General features: G+C 65.5%; 16 protein-coding genes. 9 read left to right on the plus strand and 7 right to left on the minus strand.

Annotation, left to right across the window (positions count from 1 at the left end; genetic code table 11):
• Positions 1 to 8: 8 nt before the first annotated feature.
• Together P7644_RS14770 and P7644_RS14775 are read right to left on the minus strand one after the other, a co-directional pair.
• Positions 9 to 2,921 (minus strand): aconitate hydratase, encoded by a 2,913-nt coding sequence (locus tag P7644_RS14770; protein WP_404300002.1) that lies wholly within the window; start codon positions 2,919 to 2,921, stop codon positions 9 to 11.
• 303 nt (positions 2,922 to 3,224) lie between these two features.
• On the minus strand, positions 3,225 to 3,521 hold the full coding sequence (locus P7644_RS14775; RefSeq protein WP_404300003.1) for an H-NS histone family protein: 297 nt from the start codon (positions 3,519 to 3,521) through the stop codon (positions 3,225 to 3,227).
• A 329-nt stretch (positions 3,522 to 3,850) separates the two neighbouring features.
• On the opposite strand from P7644_RS14775, the gene P7644_RS14780 reads away from it, so the two are divergent.
• Entirely contained in the window at positions 3,851 to 4,696 is an 846-nt protein-coding gene (locus P7644_RS14780) for a symmetrical bis(5'-nucleosyl)-tetraphosphatase (RefSeq protein ID WP_404300004.1), read from the plus strand.
• Positions 4,697 to 4,794: 98 nt separating this feature from the next.
• Here P7644_RS14780 and P7644_RS14785 read toward each other — a convergent pair whose 3' ends face one another.
• Both P7644_RS14785 and P7644_RS14790 read right to left on the minus strand, forming a co-directional pair.
• Positions 4,795 to 5,835 (minus strand): FAD:protein FMN transferase, encoded by a 1,041-nt coding sequence (locus tag P7644_RS14785; RefSeq protein ID WP_404300005.1) that lies wholly within the window; start codon positions 5,833 to 5,835, stop codon positions 4,795 to 4,797.
• Positions 5,836 to 5,852: 17 nt separating this feature from the next.
• Positions 5,853 to 6,260 (minus strand): c-type cytochrome, encoded by a 408-nt coding sequence (locus P7644_RS14790; RefSeq protein ID WP_404300006.1) that lies wholly within the window; start codon positions 6,258 to 6,260, stop codon positions 5,853 to 5,855.
• A gap of 225 nt (positions 6,261 to 6,485) precedes the next feature.
• Here P7644_RS14790 and P7644_RS14795 point away from each other — a divergent pair, with 225 nt between their 5' ends.
• From P7644_RS14795 to P7644_RS14830, 8 genes are all read left to right on the plus strand, one after another.
• Positions 6,486 to 6,854, plus strand: a complete 369-nt coding sequence (locus tag P7644_RS14795; protein ID WP_404300007.1) for a DUF2946 family protein — start codon at positions 6,486 to 6,488, stop codon at positions 6,852 to 6,854.
• A gap of 11 nt (positions 6,855 to 6,865) precedes the next feature.
• Entirely contained in the window at positions 6,866 to 8,797 is a 1,932-nt protein-coding gene (gene nosZ / locus P7644_RS14800; RefSeq protein ID WP_404300008.1) for a TAT-dependent nitrous-oxide reductase, read from the plus strand.
• 65 nt (positions 8,798 to 8,862) lie between these two features.
• A complete protein-coding gene (locus P7644_RS14805; protein ID WP_404300009.1) occupies positions 8,863 to 11,484 on the plus strand; it encodes a 4Fe-4S binding protein in 2,622 nt (873 codons plus the stop codon).
• On the plus strand, positions 11,481 to 12,749 hold the full coding sequence (locus P7644_RS14810) for a nitrous oxide reductase family maturation protein NosD (protein WP_404300010.1): 1,269 nt from the start codon (positions 11,481 to 11,483) through the stop codon (positions 12,747 to 12,749). Before P7644_RS14805 ends, P7644_RS14810 begins: the two co-directional genes overlap by 4 nt.
• Complete coding sequence (locus P7644_RS14815; protein ID WP_404300011.1) at positions 12,724 to 13,659, plus strand: ABC transporter ATP-binding protein; 936 nt, start codon at positions 12,724 to 12,726, stop codon at positions 13,657 to 13,659. The genes P7644_RS14810 and P7644_RS14815 overlap by 26 nt, the downstream gene beginning before the upstream one ends.
• A gap of 25 nt (positions 13,660 to 13,684) precedes the next feature.
• Positions 13,685 to 14,500, plus strand: a complete 816-nt coding sequence (locus tag P7644_RS14820) for an ABC transporter permease (protein WP_404300012.1) — start codon at positions 13,685 to 13,687, stop codon at positions 14,498 to 14,500.
• The gene (locus P7644_RS14825; RefSeq protein WP_404300014.1) at positions 14,497 to 15,045 is read left to right on the plus strand and encodes a nitrous oxide reductase accessory protein NosL; all 549 of its coding nucleotides are present in this window, start codon (positions 14,497 to 14,499) and stop codon (positions 15,043 to 15,045) included. Before P7644_RS14820 ends, P7644_RS14825 begins: the two co-directional genes overlap by 4 nt.
• 73 nt (positions 15,046 to 15,118) lie before the next feature.
• The gene (locus tag P7644_RS14830; RefSeq protein ID WP_404303221.1) at positions 15,119 to 15,739 is read left to right on the plus strand and encodes a nitrous oxide reductase accessory protein NosL; all 621 of its coding nucleotides are present in this window, start codon (positions 15,119 to 15,121) and stop codon (positions 15,737 to 15,739) included.
• Between the two features lie 74 nt (positions 15,740 to 15,813).
• Here P7644_RS14830 and P7644_RS14835 read toward each other — a convergent pair whose 3' ends face one another.
• From P7644_RS14835 to dcd, 3 genes are all read right to left on the minus strand, one after another.
• The gene (locus tag P7644_RS14835; RefSeq protein ID WP_404300016.1) at positions 15,814 to 17,259 is read right to left on the minus strand and encodes a DEAD/DEAH box helicase; all 1,446 of its coding nucleotides are present in this window, start codon (positions 17,257 to 17,259) and stop codon (positions 15,814 to 15,816) included.
• Between the two features lie 80 nt (positions 17,260 to 17,339).
• Entirely contained in the window at positions 17,340 to 18,206 is an 867-nt protein-coding gene (locus P7644_RS14840; RefSeq protein ID WP_404300017.1) for a neutral zinc metallopeptidase, read from the minus strand.
• Between the two features lie 153 nt (positions 18,207 to 18,359).
• Positions 18,360 to 18,926 carry a dCTP deaminase gene (dcd, locus tag P7644_RS14845; RefSeq protein ID WP_404300018.1) on the minus strand — a complete coding sequence of 189 codons (567 nt, stop codon included), beginning with the start codon at positions 18,924 to 18,926 and terminating at the stop codon, positions 18,360 to 18,362.
• Positions 18,927 to 18,949 lie beyond the last annotated feature (23 nt).

Here is an 18,949-nt window from a genome sequence, read left to right on the forward strand (position 1 = left end):
GTCGGCTTTCAGGCCGCCAGCAACTGGCGCAGCACGTAGGGCAGGATGCCACCGGCGCGGTAGTAGTCCACCTCGATGGGGGTGTCGATGCGCAGCGTCACCGCCACCTCGCGCCGCGAGCCGTCGGCGCGCTGGATCACCAGGCGCGCCTCGCTCTGCGGCGTGAGCGCGGCATCGGGCAGCACGTCGATGACCTCGTCGCCCTTCAGGCCCAGGCTCTCCCACGAGTCATTGCCGCGCAGCTGCAGCGGCAGCACGCCCATGCCGACGAGGTTGGAGCGGTGGATGCGCTCGAAGCTCCTGGCCACCACGGCCCTGATGCCCAGCAGCTGCGTGCCCTTGGCCGCCCAGTCGCGGCTGGAGCCGGTGCCGTATTCCTCGCCGGCGAAGATCACCGTGGGTGTGCCGCTCGCCATGTACTGCATGGCGGCATCGAAGATTGGCAGCTTCTTGCCGCGCTGCGCACCCTCGCCCTGGTACAGGGTGACGCCACCCTCCTCGCGCGAGCCGTCGGCCTGCGGCGGGATCATCAGGTTCTTGATGCGCACGTTGGCAAAGGTGCCGCGCATCATCACCTCATGGTTGCCGCGGCGCGCGCCATAGCTGTTGAAGTCGGGCCTGGCCACGCCGTGCTGCAGTAGCCACTGGCCGGCGGGCGAGCTCTCCTTGATCGAGCCGGCGGGCGAGATATGGTCGGTGGTGATCGAGTCGCCGAACAGGGCCATGATGCGCGCGCCGTGCACGGATACAGGGTTATTTTGGCCCTTAGCTCCCGCCCCATATGCGCCGGCAGCTCCTGTATCAAGAGCAAAATCGGCAAAGAACGGCGGCTCGGCGATGTAGGTGCTGGCCGGCCAGGCATACACGTCGCCGCTCACGCCATGCACCTTGTCCCACAGCGCGCCGGGCTCGGTCTTGACCTTGGCGTAGTTCTCGCGGAAGGCCTTGCCGTTCATCGCGCTGTGCATCAGGGCCTGCACCTCCTCGCTGCGGGGCCAGATGTCACCCAGGAACACGTCGCGCCCGTCCCTGCCCTGGCCCACGGGCTCGGTCATCAGGTCCTTGAGCATGGTGCCGGCGATGGCATAGGCCACCACCAGCGGCGGGCTGGCCAGGAAGTTGGCCTTGAGGTTGGGGTGGATGCGCGCCTCGAAGTTGCGGTTGCCCGAAAGCACGGCCGCGCACACCAGGTCGTTCTTGGTGATGGCCTCGTTGAGTTCGGCCGTCAGGTCGCCCGCGTTGCCGATGCAGGTGGTGCAGCCATAGCCGGCGACGGCGAAGCCGAGCTTCTCCAGGTAGGGCAGCAGGCCGGTCTCGGTCAGGTATTCGGTGACGATGCGCGAGCCCGGCGCCAGCGAGGTCTTGATGTGTGGCTGCACCCTGAGGCCCGCCTCCACGGCCTTCCTGGCCAGCAGGCCCGCGGCCAGCAGCACGCTGGGGTTGGAGGTGTTGGTGCAACTGGTGATGGCTGCGATCAGCACGTCGCCGCTGCCCACCGTGGGGCTGGCGCCCCTGGGCGCATGGTGCATGGGCGCGTCGATGTGCTGCACCTCCAGGCGCGGCTTGTTGTGCACCATCTCGGCCTCGGAGCGCGGCGCCCCTTCGACGGCCTGGCGCTCGTCGGGCACGGCCGGGGCGGCGGCGTGGTGCGGCAGGGCGTGGCGCTGATGCAGGCGCTCGGGCGCCTGGTTGAAGCCCGCCTCTGCCACGGGCTTGGAGAACAGGCTGGTGAACTGCTGCTTTACCTGGCCCAGCTCGATGCGGTCCTGCGGCCGCTTGGGGCCGGCCAGGCTGGGCGTGACATCACCCAGGTCCAGGCGCACGACCTGCGAGTAGTCGATGTCGCCCGCGCGCGGGATGCCGAACAGGCCCTGGGCCTTGAAGTAGGCCTCCAGGGCCTCGATCTCGGCCTCGCTGCGGCCCGTGCCGCGCAGGTAGGCGATGGTCTTTTCATCGACCGTGAAAAAACCCATGGTGGCGCCATACTCGGGCGCCATGTTGCCGATGGTGGCGCGGTCGGGCACCGACAGCGTGCGCGCGCCCTCGCCGAAGAACTCCACGAACTTGCCCACCACCTTGGCCTTGCGCAGCAGCTCGGTCACGGTGAGCACCAGGTCGGTGGCCGTCACACCCTCGCGCAGGCGCCCGGTCAGCTCCATGCCCACCACGTCCGGCGTCAGGAAGTACACCGGCTGGCCCAGCATGGCGGCCTCGGCCTCGATGCCGCCCACGCCCCAGCCGACCACGCCGATGCCGTTGATCATGGTCGTGTGGCTGTCGGTGCCCACCAGCGTATCGGGGTAGTACACGCCGCCCGCACCCTGGTGCACGCCGCGCGCCAGGTATTCCAGGTTCACCTGGTGCACGATGCCAAAGCCCGGCGGCACGACGCCGAAGGTGTCGAAGGCCTGCATGCCCCATTTCATGAACTCGTAGCGCTCGCGGTTGCGCTGGAATTCGAGCTTCATGTTCAAGTCGAGCGCCTGCTTGCTGCCGTAATGGTCCACCATGATGGAGTGGTCCACCACCAGGTCCACGGGCACCAGGGGCTCGACCTTCTTCGGGTCGCGGCCCAGGCGCTGGGCCACGCTGCGCATGGCGGCCAGGTCGGCCAGCAGCGGCACGCCCGTGAAATCCTGCAGCACCACGCGCGCGACCACGAACGGGATCTCGTCCTTGCGCGGCGCCTTGGCGCCCCAGTGGGCCAGCTGACTGACATGCTCGGCCGTGACCTTGCGCCCGTCGCAGTTGCGCAGCACGGATTCGAGCACGATGCGGATCGACACCGGCAGGCGGCTCACGCCCGGATACTTGCGCGCCAGCGCCGGCAGCGAATAGAACTTGCCCGTCTTGCCCGAGGCCGTGGAGAAGGTCTTGAGCGTGGAAGCAAAGGCGTGGCCTGGGGTGGTGGATGCAACCATACAGCGACTCCGGTGAGGTGACGACAACGGCCCATTCTGGCAGCGCCACGCATTAACACCAACTTTGGCCGGCAATAACCTTTTTGCCATGCCCCGAAGTACCACGAACCGGTTCTTTGACGAACCATTCGATATCCGGCGCCATGCATGCCCCACATATTGAGGAGCATGTCGCGCGCAAGTCCACATTTACAGCAACAAAAAACCCGCCAAAGGCGGGGTTTTTGATGGCCCGAGTCGCACTGACCCGGAATTGATGGCATGAGTCACTGACCGGCGCTGCGGGTCATTCATGCCAATGGCTTAAATGGCGAATTTTTCGCGATCCTGATCCTGAATCCACTTTGGTGCCTTGCCGCGGCCGGTCCATGTCTGGCCGGTCGCCGGGTCACGATATTTGGGGGCGACCTTGACGCCGCTGGTAGCCGAGACTCGAGTACCACGCCCGGCAGGGAAAATGTCCTGTTGCGTCAAACCATACTCGGCAACCAGTCCGCGCACCTGAGCCACGGCTTGCGCCAATTCACGGTTGCGCGCCTCGTTGATCTGCAACTCAAGCGCTTCGCGCTGCTTCACCAGTTCCTTGTAGCTTGCGGTCATGATAGTAAATAGAAAGGGTTGAAAACGAATAAAACGACGCGATTATAAGGAAACAATCCAAGCAGCGTTACAAGTCCGTCAACTTTGTTTTTGTTAATCGCACACCGCTCCAAAGCCATGCATCTTGCGTCGCTGCCCATTCTTGAGCGCGAGAGACGAAGGGTTTCTCAAAACCCCATGCCGGCCGCCATTGATTCAACTAGTTACTAATAGTTCAGCCATGCCAGCACAGCCACGCCAACGCGCCACATGCGCGCGGTGATGCCATCACATGGCCGCCCAGGCGGGACAATCGCGTCTTCCGACACCACCATCGAAGATAAGAAAACATGGCACTTTATTGCGTGGGCGACATCCAGGGCTGCGACGATGCCTTCGAGCGACTGCTTTCCCTGATTGGTTTTTCTCCCAGCCGCGACACCGTTTATCTGCTGGGCGACCTGGTCAACCGCGGCCCCGGCTCGGCCGCCGTGCTGCGCCGCTGCATGCAGCTGGACGGCAGCGTGCACGCGCTGCTGGGCAACCACGATCTGCACCTGCTGGCCACGGCGCACGGCGTGCGCCCCCCATCGCGCCGCGACACGCTGCAGGGCATCCTGCAGGCGCCGGACCGCGAGGCCATGCTCGACTGGCTGCGCCAGCAACCCCTGGCGCGCCAGTTGGAGCATGGCGGGGAGACGCTGCTCATGGTGCATGCCGGCGTGCTGCCGCAATGGTCGGCCGACGATGTGCTGGCGCTCGCGGGCGAGGTACACGCCCTGCTACGCGGCCCGGCAATCCCCCATTTTCTGCAGCAGATGTATGGCAACACACCCGACCTATGGGACGCGGACCTGCAGGGCGCGGACCGCCTGCGCATCATCGTCAATGCGCTCACGCGGCTGCGCTTCTGTTCGCCCGGAGGGCGCATGGATTTCGACAGCACCGAAAGCGCCGCGCACGCGCCAGCCGGGCTGGTGCCCTGGTTCGATGCACCGCAGCGGCGCACCAGCGGCACGCTGATCGCCTTCGGCCACTGGTCCACGCTGGGCTGGTTCGAACGGCCTGACGTACTGGGGCTGGATACCGGCTGCGTCTGGGGCGGTGCCTTGAGCGCCGTGCGCTTTGGCGCCACGCTGGCCGAGCGCGAGCACTGCAAGGTGCCATGCGCGCAACAACAGCAACCCGGCAAGTAGCTTGCTATAAAAAATAAAGCTGCTTGCGCTTTTCAGACAAGTTTTCAAACGCAATATCGTCTGAAACCCTTATCCAAGAAGCGCAAACAGCTATCGTTTTAGATGGCTACCGGCTTGAGAGCGGCCGTCATGCCGCTCGACTGCCACAGCGCACCATCGCTGCCGGCGGCCAGCACGGCAACGCCGGGGTGGCGCGCGCTCCAGGCGGGCACGGCGGCCATGCCCTGCACCATGAGTGCCGTGCCCCAGCCGTTGACGGCCTGCACATCACGCGCCAGCAGCGCCACCCCATGCACACCCTGGGTGGGCCAGCCGGTCTGTGGATCGAGCACATGGTGCAGGCGCCGGCCCTGGTGCACGAAACCACGCTCGTAGTCGCCCGAGGACGCGACCACGCCAAAGCCCTCCAGCGCAATCGCACCCAGCAGCTTCTCTGGCGCACGCGGATCACGCACCCCCACGCGCCAGGGTCGACCCTGCAGGCGGCCGCTGGCAAGCACATCGCCGCCGCCGTTGATGAGGGCGTTGGCCACGCCTTCACGCTCGAGCACGCGCAGCCCCGCCGCCAGTATCGGCAGCTTGGCGATGCCGCCCAGGTCGAGCAGCATGCCGCGCGCGGCCAGATAGGCCGTACCCGCATGCTCATCGAGGTGCAACTGGCGTGCGTCCACATGGCGCAGCGCTGCGGTGATCTCGGCCGCCGCCGGCATGGCCTGTTGGCCAGGCTCGAAATGCCAGCCCGACAACGCCCCTACCGTGGGATCGAAGGCGCCCGCGCTCTCACGCCAGACCCGCTGGGCGCTGGCCAGTACGGCCATGGCCTCGGGGGGGACGGCCACCGGGTGGCGCCCGGCCGCCTGGGCTATGCGCCGCACCACGCTGTCTTCGCGGTAGCGGCTCAGCATGGCTTCCAGGCGCTGCATCTCCCCAAAGGCCAGGTCGATCGCGACCTGCAACTGGGGGCCATCGGCACCGTCGGCGACGATGTCCACGCGCGTGCCCATGAGGTTGCGGCTTGCGCGCTGCGGCCCCGTGGTCCGCGCCAAACCCGGGGTGGCCCAGGTGACGGCGCCCAGCAGGGGCAACGCCAAGGCGAAGCGCCGCCGCGACAGCCGTCCGCCTTGCCATCCGTTGTTCATGGCACGCCCTCCTTGCATTACATCGACTGGTCGGCCATGAAGTCCACGGCCGCCTTGACCTCGTCATCGCTGAGCGAGGAGGCACCACCGCGCGCGGGCATCATGCCCTTGGAGCCGGTGAAGCCCTCGATGGCGTGCTTGTACAGCGTGTCCTTGCCCTGGGCGATGCGCGGGCCCCAGTCGGCCTTGTCGCCAGGCTTGGGAGCACCAGCCACGCCGGCGGCGTGGCACATGGCGCAGGTCTTGCCGTACACGCTCTTGCCGGCGGTGTTTTCCGCAGCCGGAGCGGCGGGAGCAGGAGCGGGAGCCTCTGCGGCCGGTGCCGGTGCCGGTGCCGGCGCGGATGCGGGTGCCTCGCTCTTGCCACAGGCGGCCAGCACCAGGGTTACGGCGGCCAGCGCCATCGTGAGAGATGTCTTATTCATTAAAAGCCTTTCTTGCGTCTAAACGTCTAAGCCCAGAGGGTATTGCAGCCTGCGCCCCATGCGACGAGCCTGCCTTCCGGCACGGGCGCCAGTTTGGTAGTTTCCAGAATCGCCCAGTTGATGTAAATCAATATCAAAAGAAACATTTGGAGTGACTATTTGCCCGCCATTGCTACCATCAGGGCAGTGCGCATTTTGTAGCCCCCCAAAACCCTTGCCTCTAACATGGACACCCTTCGATCACTGAACCGCCTGCGCTGGTGGGTAGTGGCGTGGCTGGTCTTCAGCATGGGAGCCACGCTGGCCTCGCCGCTGGTGCAACCCCGCACCATGGAGCTGATCTGCTCCAGTGGCAGCAGCATGACCCTGATGGTGCACGCCGGCGGCGGCAATGCCGTTCTCGACACGCTGGACCGGGACTGCGTTTTGTGCCTGCTGGGCGCCGCGCCGCCGCCGCCCGCCGCCCGCATCCTGCCGCCCCTGGCGGTCACCGATTTCACCCCGCCGCCGCCGCCCGACGTGCCTACCCTGCCGCCCATGGCAGCACCGCCGCCGGCGCGTGCTCCCCCTGTGTTTTTCGTTTTCCACACCTGAAAGAGGACATCATGAGCAACAAGAGAGAAGCCCTGAGCACCGAAACCGCCGGCATGGGCCGTCGCCGTTTCATCAATACCGCCGCCCTGGCCGGCCTGACCGTGGGCGTTGCCGCATGCAACGACAAGCCGGCAGCCGCCCCAGCCGCATCGGGCACCCCGGCTCCCGCACCGAAGGCCGACGCCCACGCCGGCGCCAGCGTGCACCTCAAGCCCGGCGAACTCGACACCTACTACGGCCTGTGGAGCGGTGGCCATACCGGCGACATGCGCGTTCTGGGGCTGCCCTCTGGCCGTGAAATCCACCGTATCCCCTGCTTCACGCCGGATGCGCTGGTCGGCTGGGGTGTCACCAACGAATCCAAGAAGGTCATGGGCACCAAGGCCGACGGCAGCCTGCGCTACACAGTGGCCGATACCCACCACACGCACGCCTCGTACAAGGACGGCAACTACGACGGCCGCTACGCCTGGATCAACGACAAGATCAACAGCCGTATCGCCCGTATCCGTCTCGATTACTTCGTCTGCGACAAGATCACCCAGTTGCCCAACGTGCAGGGCTTTCACGGCATCTTCCCGGACAAGCGTGACCCGGTCGATCCGGCGATCAACTACACCACGCGTGTGTTCTGCGGCGGCGAATTCGCCATTCCCCTGCCCAACAACACCGGCATCGAAGACCACACCAAGTACCGTTCGCTGTTCTCGTGCGTGGACGCCGAGACCATGGAAGTGCGCTGGCAGGTGCTGATCGATGGCAACTGCGACCTGGTGGCCACTTCGTTCGACGGCAAGCTCGCCGCAACCAACCAATACAACATCGAGATGGGCGCGCACTACGAGGACATGATGTCCGCCGAGCGCGATGCCTGCCTGTTTTTCAACGTGGCCCGCATCGAGGAAGCCGTCAAGGCCGGCAAGTTCAAGACCATTGGCACGTCCAAGGTGCCCGTGGTGGACGGCACGCGCGAAGCCAACAAGGACGCCAAGACCGCGCTGACGGCCTATGTGAGCGTGCCCAAGAACCCGCACGGCGTGAATGCCAGCCCGGACCAGAAGTACTTCATCTGTGCCGGCAAGCTCTCGCCCACCACCACCACCATTGAACTGGCCAAGGTGCTGGACTGGTTCGACGGCAAGATGGAAAAACTCGACGACGCCATCGTGGCAGAAGTCGAAGTGGGCCTGGGCCCCTTGCACACTGCCTTTGACGGCCGCGGCAATGCCTACACCACGCTGTTCCTGGACAGCCAGATCGTCAAGTGGAACATCGAGAAGGCCATTGCCTTCCACAAGGGCGACAAAAACGCCAAATACGTGGTCGATCGCATCGACGTGCACTACCAGCCCGGCCACATCAACGCCTCGCAGTCCGAGACCATTGCCGCCGACGGCAAGTACCTGGCCGTGGGCTGCAAGTTCTCCAAGGACCGCTTCCTGCCCGTGGGCCCGCTGCACCCCGAGAACGAGCAGTTGATCGACATCTCGGGCGAGAAGATGGTGCTGCTGGCCGACCACCCGGTGCGCGGCGAGCCGCATGACTTCATCATCTTCAAGCGTGACCTGCTCAAGCCCAAGCAAGTCTATGACCTGGACGAGTCGCCACTGGCCATCAAGGATCCCAAGGAGTCCGGCGTCACACGCAATGGCAAGAAGGTCACGGTGAAGATCACCTCGCAGGCACCCGCATTCAGCCTGCGCGAGTTCAAGGTGAAGAAGGGTGACGAGGTCACGCTGATCCTGACCAACCTGGACAAGATCGAAGACCTGACGCACGGTTTTGCCATCCCGAACTACAACGTCAACTTCATCGTCAACCCGCTGGAGACCAAGTCGGTGACCTTCATCGCCGATCAACCCGGCGTGTTCTGGTGCTATTGCACGCACTTCTGCCATGCGCTGCACCTGGAGATGCGCACGCGCATGATCGTCGAGGCCTAAGGCCCCTTGCCAACAGTGGGCGCTGCGCTGGTGGCGCAGCGCCCACTTTTTTTCAGGATAGTGTGATGTTTGCTTTTGGCCAGCGTTTTTCGTTTTTCTGGGCCGTCCTGCTTCTCGTTGTTTCCCTGGCGGCCCAGCGCGCCCACGCAGGTGCCTATGAGGCGGAATTGCCGGCCAACCTGGCCACCACGCCCGACATGTGCTCGCTGCTGCCCTGCGGCGAGGTGTTTCCCGGCGCCAAGCATTTTTCCGAACGCAAGGGCCAGCCCCCCTACGCCGAGGCCTACGACGGCGACGGCGCCAACAAGAAGCTGCTGGGCTATGTGATGCTGTCCACCGACATCACGGACACGCCGGCCTACTCAGGCAAGCCCGTGGTGACGCTGATCGGCATGGACAAGAACGGCCACTTCGTTGGCATCAAGGTTCTCAAGCATTCCGAGCCCATCCTGCTGCTGGGCATTCCCGAGTCCGCTCTCGTCAATTTCAACAACCAATACCTGGGCAAGTCGGTCACCGACATCATCGAGGTCGGCCCATCGCGGCCCGATGAGAACGTCATCGGCGTGGATGCCATCTCGGGCGCCACCGTCACCGTCGTCGCGCAAAACCAGGTTGTCATGGCCTCGGGTGCGGCCGTGGCACGCCAGACCGGCATCATCGCCCCCACGGTGCGCGAGCCAGCGCGCTTTGCCGCCAGCGGCCAAACCTATGACTGGGCGCAGCTCGTGAAAATGGGCGTGGTGCAGCCATTGCTCGTCAAGCCCGAACAGGTAGGCCTGCCGCGCGGCCCCGAGCCATTCATCGAGCTGTGGTACGGCGACCTGAACCACCCCGACGTGGGCACCAGCCTGCTGGGCAAATACAACTACGAGCGCCTGCACTCCAGCCTGAAGGAAGGCGAGAGCGCGCTCTTCGTGATCCGCTCCGCCGGCCAGGAATCCTTCAAGGGATCGGGCTTCGTGCGCGGCGGCATTTTTGACCGCGTGCAGGTCAAGCAGGGCGCGGATTCCTTCACCTTCCGCGACCTTGATTCGATGAACCTCTACGGCCTGGAGGCAGCGGGCGCACCGCGCTACACCGAATCGGCGATCTTCATCATCCGCTCGCATTCCTTCTCGGCCGCCTACCCCTGGAAGTTCGCCTTCCTGGGCAACCGCGTCGATCGCGCCACGGGCCAGCGCAGCTTTGCCGTGTTCGAGTCCAAGTACTGGCTGCCCGCCGCGCTGCTCGAAGGCGGCCGCCCCAAGGTCGAGGAGCCCGCAGCTCCCTGGGTGCGCATCTGGAAATCCCAGGCCCTGCCCATCAGCCTGTTCGCCCTGCTGCTGGTGGCCGTGACCGTGGTCTACGCCTTCCGTGAAAAGCTCACGCGCCTGTCCACGCACAAGAACAAGTGGCCGGTCAACGCCTTCAAGTACAGCTTCTGGGCCATCAGCATCTTCTGGATCGGCTTTGGCTACATGGCCCAGCCCTCGATCACCCAGGTGCTGACCTGGTTCCATTCGCTGCTGTTCCAGTGGACCTGGTCGCTGTTCCTGTCCGATCCGTTCATCTTCCTGTTCTGGATCTTCATCATCGTCACGGTGTTCCTGTTTGGCCGCGGCCTGTTCTGCGGCTGGATGTGCCCGTTCGGCTCGCTGCAGGAAGGCATCTACAAGATCGCCAGGGCCATAGGCCTCAAGCGCTTTCAAACGGCATTGCCACAGAAATGGCACGACCGCCTGAAGTGGCTCAAGTACGCGGTCTTCTTCTTCCTGCTCGCCGTGTCCATGTTCTCCATGGGCCTGGCCGAAAAGCTGGCCGAGGTCGAGCCCTTCAAGACCACCTTCCTGGTCGGCGTGATGAACCGTGCCTGGCCCTACGGCCTGTTCGTGGCCGCCATCCTGGGCGTGTCCATCTTCATCGAGCGGCCGTACTGCAAGTACATCTGCCCGCTGGGGGCGTCGCTGGCCATGCCCAGCACCTTCCGTTGGTTTGGCCTCAAACGCAAGCAGGACTGCAACAGCTGCAAGGCCTGCGCCGTGGGCTGTGGCGCCCAGGCCATCGATGTCAATGGCCGCATCGACCACCGCGAGTGCCTGCACTGCCTCGATTGCATGATCCTGTACACCGACACCAAGGGCTGCCCGCCCCTGGCCATGGAGCGCAAGCGCCGCGAGAAGGACGGCCTGGAGATCACGCCCATCGGCAAGAACGGCTACTTCATCCCCATCCACCCGGCCAAGGTGGAAGACCAGATTGCGCTCAAGGCCAAGAATGGCGTCGATCCGCGCATGCCCACCGACCGCACCCTGCCCGCGCACAAGGAGGATGTGGGCCTGATCGAATGGCTGTGGCTGGAACTGCGCGACCACCTGTGGCCCTGGAGCCGCGAGGGCTGGCGCAGCCAGAGGACGCTGCAGATCGCCGGCCTGGCGTTGGCCGTGGCGGCCACCATCGCCTGGGTGCAGGCGGCCCTTGGACACCTGTCCTCGGGCGCTATCATCGGCTGGTGGTTCGGCTGGAGCGTGTACGAGGTGTTGATCCGCCTGTCCGGTCGCCGTTATGTGAAGGATGGCCCGTGGTGGCGTGACCAGTACCGCGTTGCTGGTGTGATGGACATGATGAGTTACGTAGGATTCAAAAACCTGATGATTGGCGCTGCGCTGTTCCTGGTGCTCAAGACCATGGGCTGGCTCATCGCATGACGTCCCTGCCCCACTTAAGTGCGGCCCTGGCGCTGGTCATCGCCGGGGCCTGCCAGGCGGCCACCATCACGGTGCGCCCCGGTGACGATCTGGCGGCCGCCGTCGGCAAAGCCCAGCCAGGCGACGTGATCGAGGTGGCGCGCGGCCAGTACCGCGCCAACCTCCTGATCGACAAGCCACTCACGCTGCGTGGGCTGGATCGCCCCACCCTCTCGGGCGGCAACCAGGGCGACACGATCCGCGTCACAGCGCCCAACGTCGTCATCGAAGGCCTGATCGTGCGCGACTCGGGCGACAGCCTGAAAGACCAGAACGCCGGCATCTACCTCTATCCCGGCGCGCACCGCGCCATCGTGCGCCGCTGCGACCTGACCTATAACCTGTTCGGCCTGTGGATAGAAAAGGCCAACGACGTGCTCATAGAGCACAACACCATCACCGGCAAGCGCGAGTACGCCTCGCCCCAGCGTGGCAACGGCGTGCAGCTGTACAACACCAAGGGCGCGAAGATCCTGAACAACAACATCAGCTTCGTGCGCGATGCGCTGTACGTGGACGTCTCGCACAACGCGCTGTTCAAGGGCAATCAGTTGCACCACAGCCGCTATGGCACGCACTACATGAACTCCTACCACAACCTGTGGGAGGACAACGATACGTTCTACAACCGTGGTGGCCTGGCACTGATGGAAGTGCGCCACCAGGAGGTGCGCAACAACCGCGCCTGGGGCAATTCCGATCACGGCATCATGCTGCGCACCCTGCAGGACTCGGTCATCTCGGGCAACGTCGTCGCCGGCAACAACCGGGGCTTCTTCATCTACGACGTGGAGTACATCCAGCTCAACGACAACCTGATCGTGGACAACACCGTGGGCGTACACCTGTCGGCGGGCTCGAAGAACAACGAGGTCGAGGGCAACGACATCATCGCCAACCGCGAGCAGGTGCGCTACGTGGGTGCACGCGACGAGCGCTGGGGCCAGAAGCGTGGCAACTACTGGAGCAACTACCTGGGCTGGGACCGCGACAATGACGGCAAGGGCGACGTGCAGTACGAGGCCAACGACATGGTGGACCGCCTGACCTGGCGCCACCCGAGCATCAAACTGCTGCTGGCCAGCCCCGCCGTGCAGGCACTGCGCCTGGTGGGCCAGCAGTTTCCCGTTTTGCGTGTGCCCTCGGTGGTCGATCCCCACCCGCGCATGCGCCCTCATCATCAAGATTGGAGTCAGTGGCGTGGCAAGCATTTCCCCGGCCAGTAAGCCGGGCACGGCGATTTCCCTGCGCGGTGTGCGCAAGCACTTCGGTGCCCTGCATGCCGTCGATGGCGTGGATCTGGACATCCCCCAGGGCGAGATTTTTGGCCTGATCGGCCACAACGGCGCGGGCAAGAGCACGCTCTTCAAGATGATGCTGGGCCTGCTGACCCCTACCAGCGGCAGCATCCTGGTGGCTGGCACCCCCGTGGGCGGGCGCAACTTTCGCGCCGCGCGCCGCCAGCTCGGCTACCTGCCCGAAAACGTGGTGCTCTACGACAACCTGGACGGCCTGGAGACGCTGCACTTTTTTGCGCGCCTGAAGGGCTCCCCGCTGGCCGAATGCTCCGCCATGCTGGACAAGGTGGGCCTGGCACATGCCGGCAAGCGCCCGGTGCGCGAGTACTCCAAAGGGATGCGCCAGCGCCTGGGTTTTGCGCAGGCGCTGCTGGGCAGGCCGCGCGTGCTGTTCCTGGACGAGCCGACCAACGGCCTGGACCCCCAGGCGATTCGCGACTTCTACACCACGCTGCGCGACCTGCAACAGCAAGGCGTGACGATCATCATCACCTCGCATATCCTGGCCGAGCTGCAGGAACGGGTCGATCGCCTGGCGATACTCGTGTCCGGCAAGGTCGAGGCCCTGGGCAGCGTGCATGAGCTGCGCGAGCACACCGGCCTGCCCCTGGTGGTGGAGATCGACCTGGCCCCCGAGGACTGCCACGAGGCGCTGCATGCGCTGCATGTGGCCACGGGGGTGAAGCCCTCGCAAACCGCGAGCGGACTGCAGCTGCAATGCCCGCGCGAGCGCAAGATGGCCGTATTCGCAGCCCTCGCCCCCCTGGGCACGCGCGTGCAAGACCTGCGCCTGCACGAGCCCTCGCTCGAAGACATGTTCTTCGGCATTTCCGCTTAAAGCCCGCTCTCGGGCACTGCTATCCATGGAACTGACCCCCATCTTCACCGTCGCGGCCAAGGAATTCCGCGACCGCATGCGCAACCGCTGGGTGCTGGCCGTGGCGCTGGTCTTCACCATCTTCTCGCTCGTCATCGCCTACTTCGGCGGCGCCCAGCAAGGCCAGGTGGGCTTTCGCTCCATCGAATTCACCATCGCCAGCCTGGTGAGCCTGGTGATCTACCTGATCCCGCTGATTGCCCTGCTGCTGGGCTTTGACGCCATCGTCGGCGAGCGCGAGCGCGGCTCGCTCGACCTGCTGCTGGCCTTGCCGATCACACGCCTGGAACTGCTGCTGGGCAAGTACCTGGGTCTGGCGCTGGCGCTTACGCTGTCCACCGTGGCCGGCTTTGGCCTGGTGGCGGTGCTGCTCTACAAGCACATGAACGCCAACGCGCTGTTCCACTACGGCGGCTTCATGTTCAGCTCGGTGCTGCTGGGCCTGGCCTTTTTGAGCCTGGCGGTGCTGATCTCGGTGCTGGCGCGCGAGCGCACGCGCGCCTCGGGCCTGGCCATTGCCACCTGGTTCTTCTTCGTGCTGGTGTTTGACCTGCTGCTGCTGGGCCTCTTGGTGACCACCGGCGGGCAGTTTGCGGGCGACAGCTTCGCCTGGCTGCTGCTGGCCAACCCCGCGGATGTATTCCGCATCCTCAATGTGTTCTCGCTCGAAGACGTGCGCACCCTCTACGGCCTGGCCAGCGTCGTGCCACAGTCGCTGGGCAATCCCCTCACCATGGGCGGCGTCATGGCCATCTGGATCGTGGTACCACTCGCCCTAGCCAACTGGAGATTCAAGCCATGACCTGCTCCTGCATCACCCGCCGCCGCGCCCTGGGGCTCGCCACGCTCGCCGCACTGTCCACCGCCGGCCTGCTGGCCGGCTGCGGCGACAAGGCGGCCGAGCAAGCCTCGCTCGCCCCTGTGGAAATCGACCGCAGCACCTCCTGCGAACTCGACGGCATGCTGCTCGCCGACTACCCCGGCCCCAAGGCGCAGATCCACTATGCGGGCCAGGACAAACCCTCCTTCTTCTGCGACACGGTGGAACTGTTCAACACCCTGTTGGCCGCAGAACAGGTGCGGCCCCTGCGCGCCGTGTACGTGCAGGACATGGGCCAGACCAGTTGGGACGAGCCCAAGGGCCACTGGATAGACGCCAAGACGGCCGTCTATGTGCTCGGCAGCAAGCGCCACGGCTCCATGGGCCCGACGATTGCCAGCTTTGCCCAGGAGGCGGACGCCACCAAGTTCGCCGCCGAATACGGCGGCAAGGTGCTGCGCTTTGGTGACATCAAGCTGGACATGGTGGACCTGAGCGGCGGCGCGCTGCACGACACGCGCATGTAGCCACCGCCCTCGCGCCATGTACTTGCCCACAACCACTCCTCTTGCCTCGCCGCCGCGGCAGCGCCGCAGGCGCATGCTGGCCCTGGGCATGCTGGCGGGGCTGGGGGCACTGGCCGCCAGCAGCCCATGGAGCATCCCGGCCCTGCGCGCGGCGCTGTCGTCGCAGACGGCACCGGCGCCGGAATCCGACGTGTGCATCGTCGCCCCGCCCACCCCCTATGACCCGGCCACAGGCCTGGCGCCGACGGCGGCGCGCGCCATACCCGCCGATGCGCGCTGCCCCGTCTGCGGCATGTTCCCCACGCGCTCGCCGCAATGGGCGGCGCAGATCATCTTCACCAATGGCGACGCACAGTTCTTCGACTCGCCGCTGTCGCTGTTCATGTACCTGCAGGACGTGGCCCGCTACAGTCCCGGGCGCAGCGCCGGGCAGATCGCGGCCCATTACGTGACCGACGCCACGGCGCCCAAGGCGGACACGGGCGCGCAGTGGATCGACGCCCTGTCCGCCTACTATGTGCACGGCTCCTCGGCCAAGGGGCCGATGCGCGCAGGCAACCTACCGGCCTTTGCCACGCGCGAAGCCGCCCAGGCCTTCGCCGCACAGCGCGGTGGCACGGTGCTGGCCTTTGGCGCTGTCGATGCGGATCTGATCGCGCAGCTGGCGGGCCAAGGCGGACACAGCCACCACTAAAAACAATAGCTGTTAACGCTTGCCAGCCAAGCTTTAACAGCTATTTTTGCGATAACTACTGCACCCGTGCGGGCTTACTGGGTAGCCGGCTCCGCAGTGGGCGCAGGCGCCTTGAACAGCGCCGCCAGCTTGCGCTTGGGCTTGATGTTGGCCGAAATACTGCCGCGCACCGGTGTGGCCTTGGGCGCCACCTCCCAACTGGGGGCAACGCTGTCGGAGGCACTGGCCTCGTAGGGCTTGTCGAAGAACGGGTCTCGCGCCACGGCCGACACCGGACGATAGGCGCTGCGCTCGCGGCCGGCGCGCGGTGCCGGGGCATCCTCGGCCGGTTCGCGCCAGGCGCGGCGGCCGTCGTTGATGCGCCCGCGCGGACGGTCTTCGTCGTATTCGAGCGCCTCGATCTCGATCTTCTTCTTCAGCAGCTTCTCGATATCGGCCACCAGGCGCGCATCACTGCTGGACACCAGCGTGACCGCCAGGCCCGAGGCACCCGCACGGCCGGTGCGGCCGATGCGGTGCACATAGTCTTCGGCATTGAAAGGCACGTCGTAGTTGAACACCGCCGGCACATCCTTGATGTCCAGGCCACGTGCGGCCACGTCGGTGCACACCAGCAGATCCACGGCCCCCTGTTTGAAGGCGTCAAGGGCCTTCAGGCGCTCGTCCTGGCTCTTGTCGCCGTGCAGCGCAGTGGTCTTCAGGCCGTCGCGCTCCAGGCTGCGGGCCAGGCGCGCGCAGCCAAGCTTGCTGTTGACGAAGATGAAGGCCTGCTTGATGCCCCGGGACTTGAGCACCTGGTGGATGGCGTGGCGCTTGCCGTCGTCGTTGGCGCCGTAGAAGTGCTGCTCCACCGTGGAGGCGGTCTCGTTGGGCCGAGCCACCTCGATGGTGACGGGATCCTGCAGGTAGCTGCCGGCCAGGCGCTTGATCTCGGGCGAGAAGGTGGCGGAGAACAGCAGCGTGGTGCGCTGTTTCGGCAGGTAACTCAGGATGCGCTGCAGGTCCGGCAGGAAGCCGATATCCAGCATGCGGTCGGCCTCGTCGAGCACCACGTACTCGACCTGGTTCAGCACCGCGTTCTTGGCCTCGATATGGTCCAGCAGGCGCCCCGGCGTGGCCACCAGCACCTCGACGCCCTTTTTCAGTTCCAGCGTCTGCGGCTTCATGTCCATGCCGCCGAAGACCACCGTGCTGCGCAGCTTGGTGTACTTGGCGTACAGGGCGATCTGCTGCGCCACCTGGTCGGCGAGTTCGCGCGTGGGCAGCAGCACCAGGGCGCGCACCGGGTGGCGCGCGGGCGAAGCCGAGCTGTTCTCATGCTTGAGCAGGCGCTCAAGCAGCGGCAGCGAAAACGCCGCCGTCTTTCCGGTGCCGGTCTGCGCCGCGCCCATCACGTCCTTGCCAGTCAGCACCACAGGGATCGCCTGCGCCTGGATCGGCGTCATGTTCTCGTAGCCCATGTCGGCTACGGCGCGCTTGAGCGGTTCGGCAAGCGCAAGAGTGGAGTAGGGTTGTGTCATCAAGCCGCTATTGTCGCACTGCAGCAGACACAGGGCCAAGGCAGGCCCTGCCGGCATGCATGGGGTACGCCGCAAAAAAACTACAACGCCTGGGCCCTGAAGGTGTCGCAGGCCTGCACGCTGCCGCTCTTCATGCCTTGGGTGAACCAGCGTATGCGCTGCGCGCTGGAGCCATGGGTGAAGGCATCGGGCCGCACGCTGCCGGTCTGCCGGCGCTGCAGCGTGTCGTCGCCGATCTGCTCGGCGGCATTCACCGCCGACTCGATGTCGCCCTGGTCCAGCCAGTTCTTGGCCTGCTGCGAGTGGTGGGTCCAGACGCCGGCATAACAGTCAGCCTGCAGCTCCAGCCGCACCGACAGGGCATTCTGCTCGCGCTGGCTGACGCGCCCGCGCATGCCATCAACCTTGGCCGTGGCGCCCAGCAGGGTCTGCACATGGTGGCCCACCTCATGGGCGATGACGTAGGCGCGTGCGAATTCGCCGGGCGCACCGAGCTGATGGCTCATGGTGTCGAAGAAGTCCATGTCCAGGTACACCTTCTGGTCGCCCGGGCAGTAGAACGGCCCCATGGCGCTTTGCCCCGTGCCGCAGGCCGTGGGCGTGGCGCCGCGGTAGAGCACCAGCTTCGGGTCGCGGTACTGCGCCCCGCCCTGGCGGAAGATCTGCGCCCAGACATCCTCGGTCGAGGCCAGCACGGTGGAGACGAAGACGGCCTGGCGGTCGCTGCCCGGTGGCCGCTGCCCCGGCGCCTGCTGCACCTGGGGCGCGCCGCCCCCCGACAGCAGGCCTATGGTGGTGAGCGGGTTGATGCCGAACACGCCCCAGCCGATCAGCGCCAGCACCACGGTGCCGATGCCGATGGAGCGCCCGCCGACGAAGCCGCCCCGGCCACCACCGTCACGGCGGTCTTCCACATTGTCCGACTCGCGGTTGCCTTCCCACCTCATGGCCTATTCCTCCAGTGCGCGCCACGCGCCAGCGACGCATGTTACGCCCGCCTTCGGCGTGCATGAGGCGTGCGCGCGCACGGCTGGAACCTTTGGATGCAAGCTTCGACAAGTTTCACATTTACGTTACGGTGCGGGGCCGCGGTGCACGAATCAGGCCTTGGGCAAGGTCACGCCATGCTGGCCCTGGTACTTGCCGTTGCGATCCTTGTAGCTGACGGCGCATTGCTCGTCGCCCTGAAAGAACAGCACCTGGGCGCAGCCCTCGCCGGCGTAGATCTTGGCCGGCAGCGGCGTGGTGTTGGAAAACTCCAGCGTCACGTACCCCTCCCACTCGGGCTCGAAGGGCGTGACGTTGACGATGATGCCGCAGCGCGCGTAGGTGCTCTTGCCCAGGCACACGGTGAGCACGTCGCGCGGGATGCGGAAATACTCCATGGTGCGCGCCAGCGCGAAGCTGTTGGGCGGGATGATGCAGTAATCGCCCTCGAAGTCGACGAAACTCTTCTCGTCGAAGTTCTTCGGGTCCACCACGGTGCTGTGGATGTTGGTGAAGACCTTGAATTCGCGCGCGCAGCGGATGTCGTAGCCGTAGCTGCTGGTGCCGTAGCTGATGATCTTGCGGCCGTCGGCCTCACGAACCTGGCCGGGTTCGAAGGGCTCGATCATGGCGTGCTGCTCGGCCATGCGGCGGATCCATTTGTCGCTCTTGATGCTCATGGGTAAAGACTCCTGGCGCGCAT

It is taken from the genome of Alicycliphilus denitrificans, assembly GCF_044792555.1.
Lineage (GTDB): Bacteria > Pseudomonadota > Gammaproteobacteria > Burkholderiales > Burkholderiaceae_C > Alicycliphilus > Alicycliphilus denitrificans_A.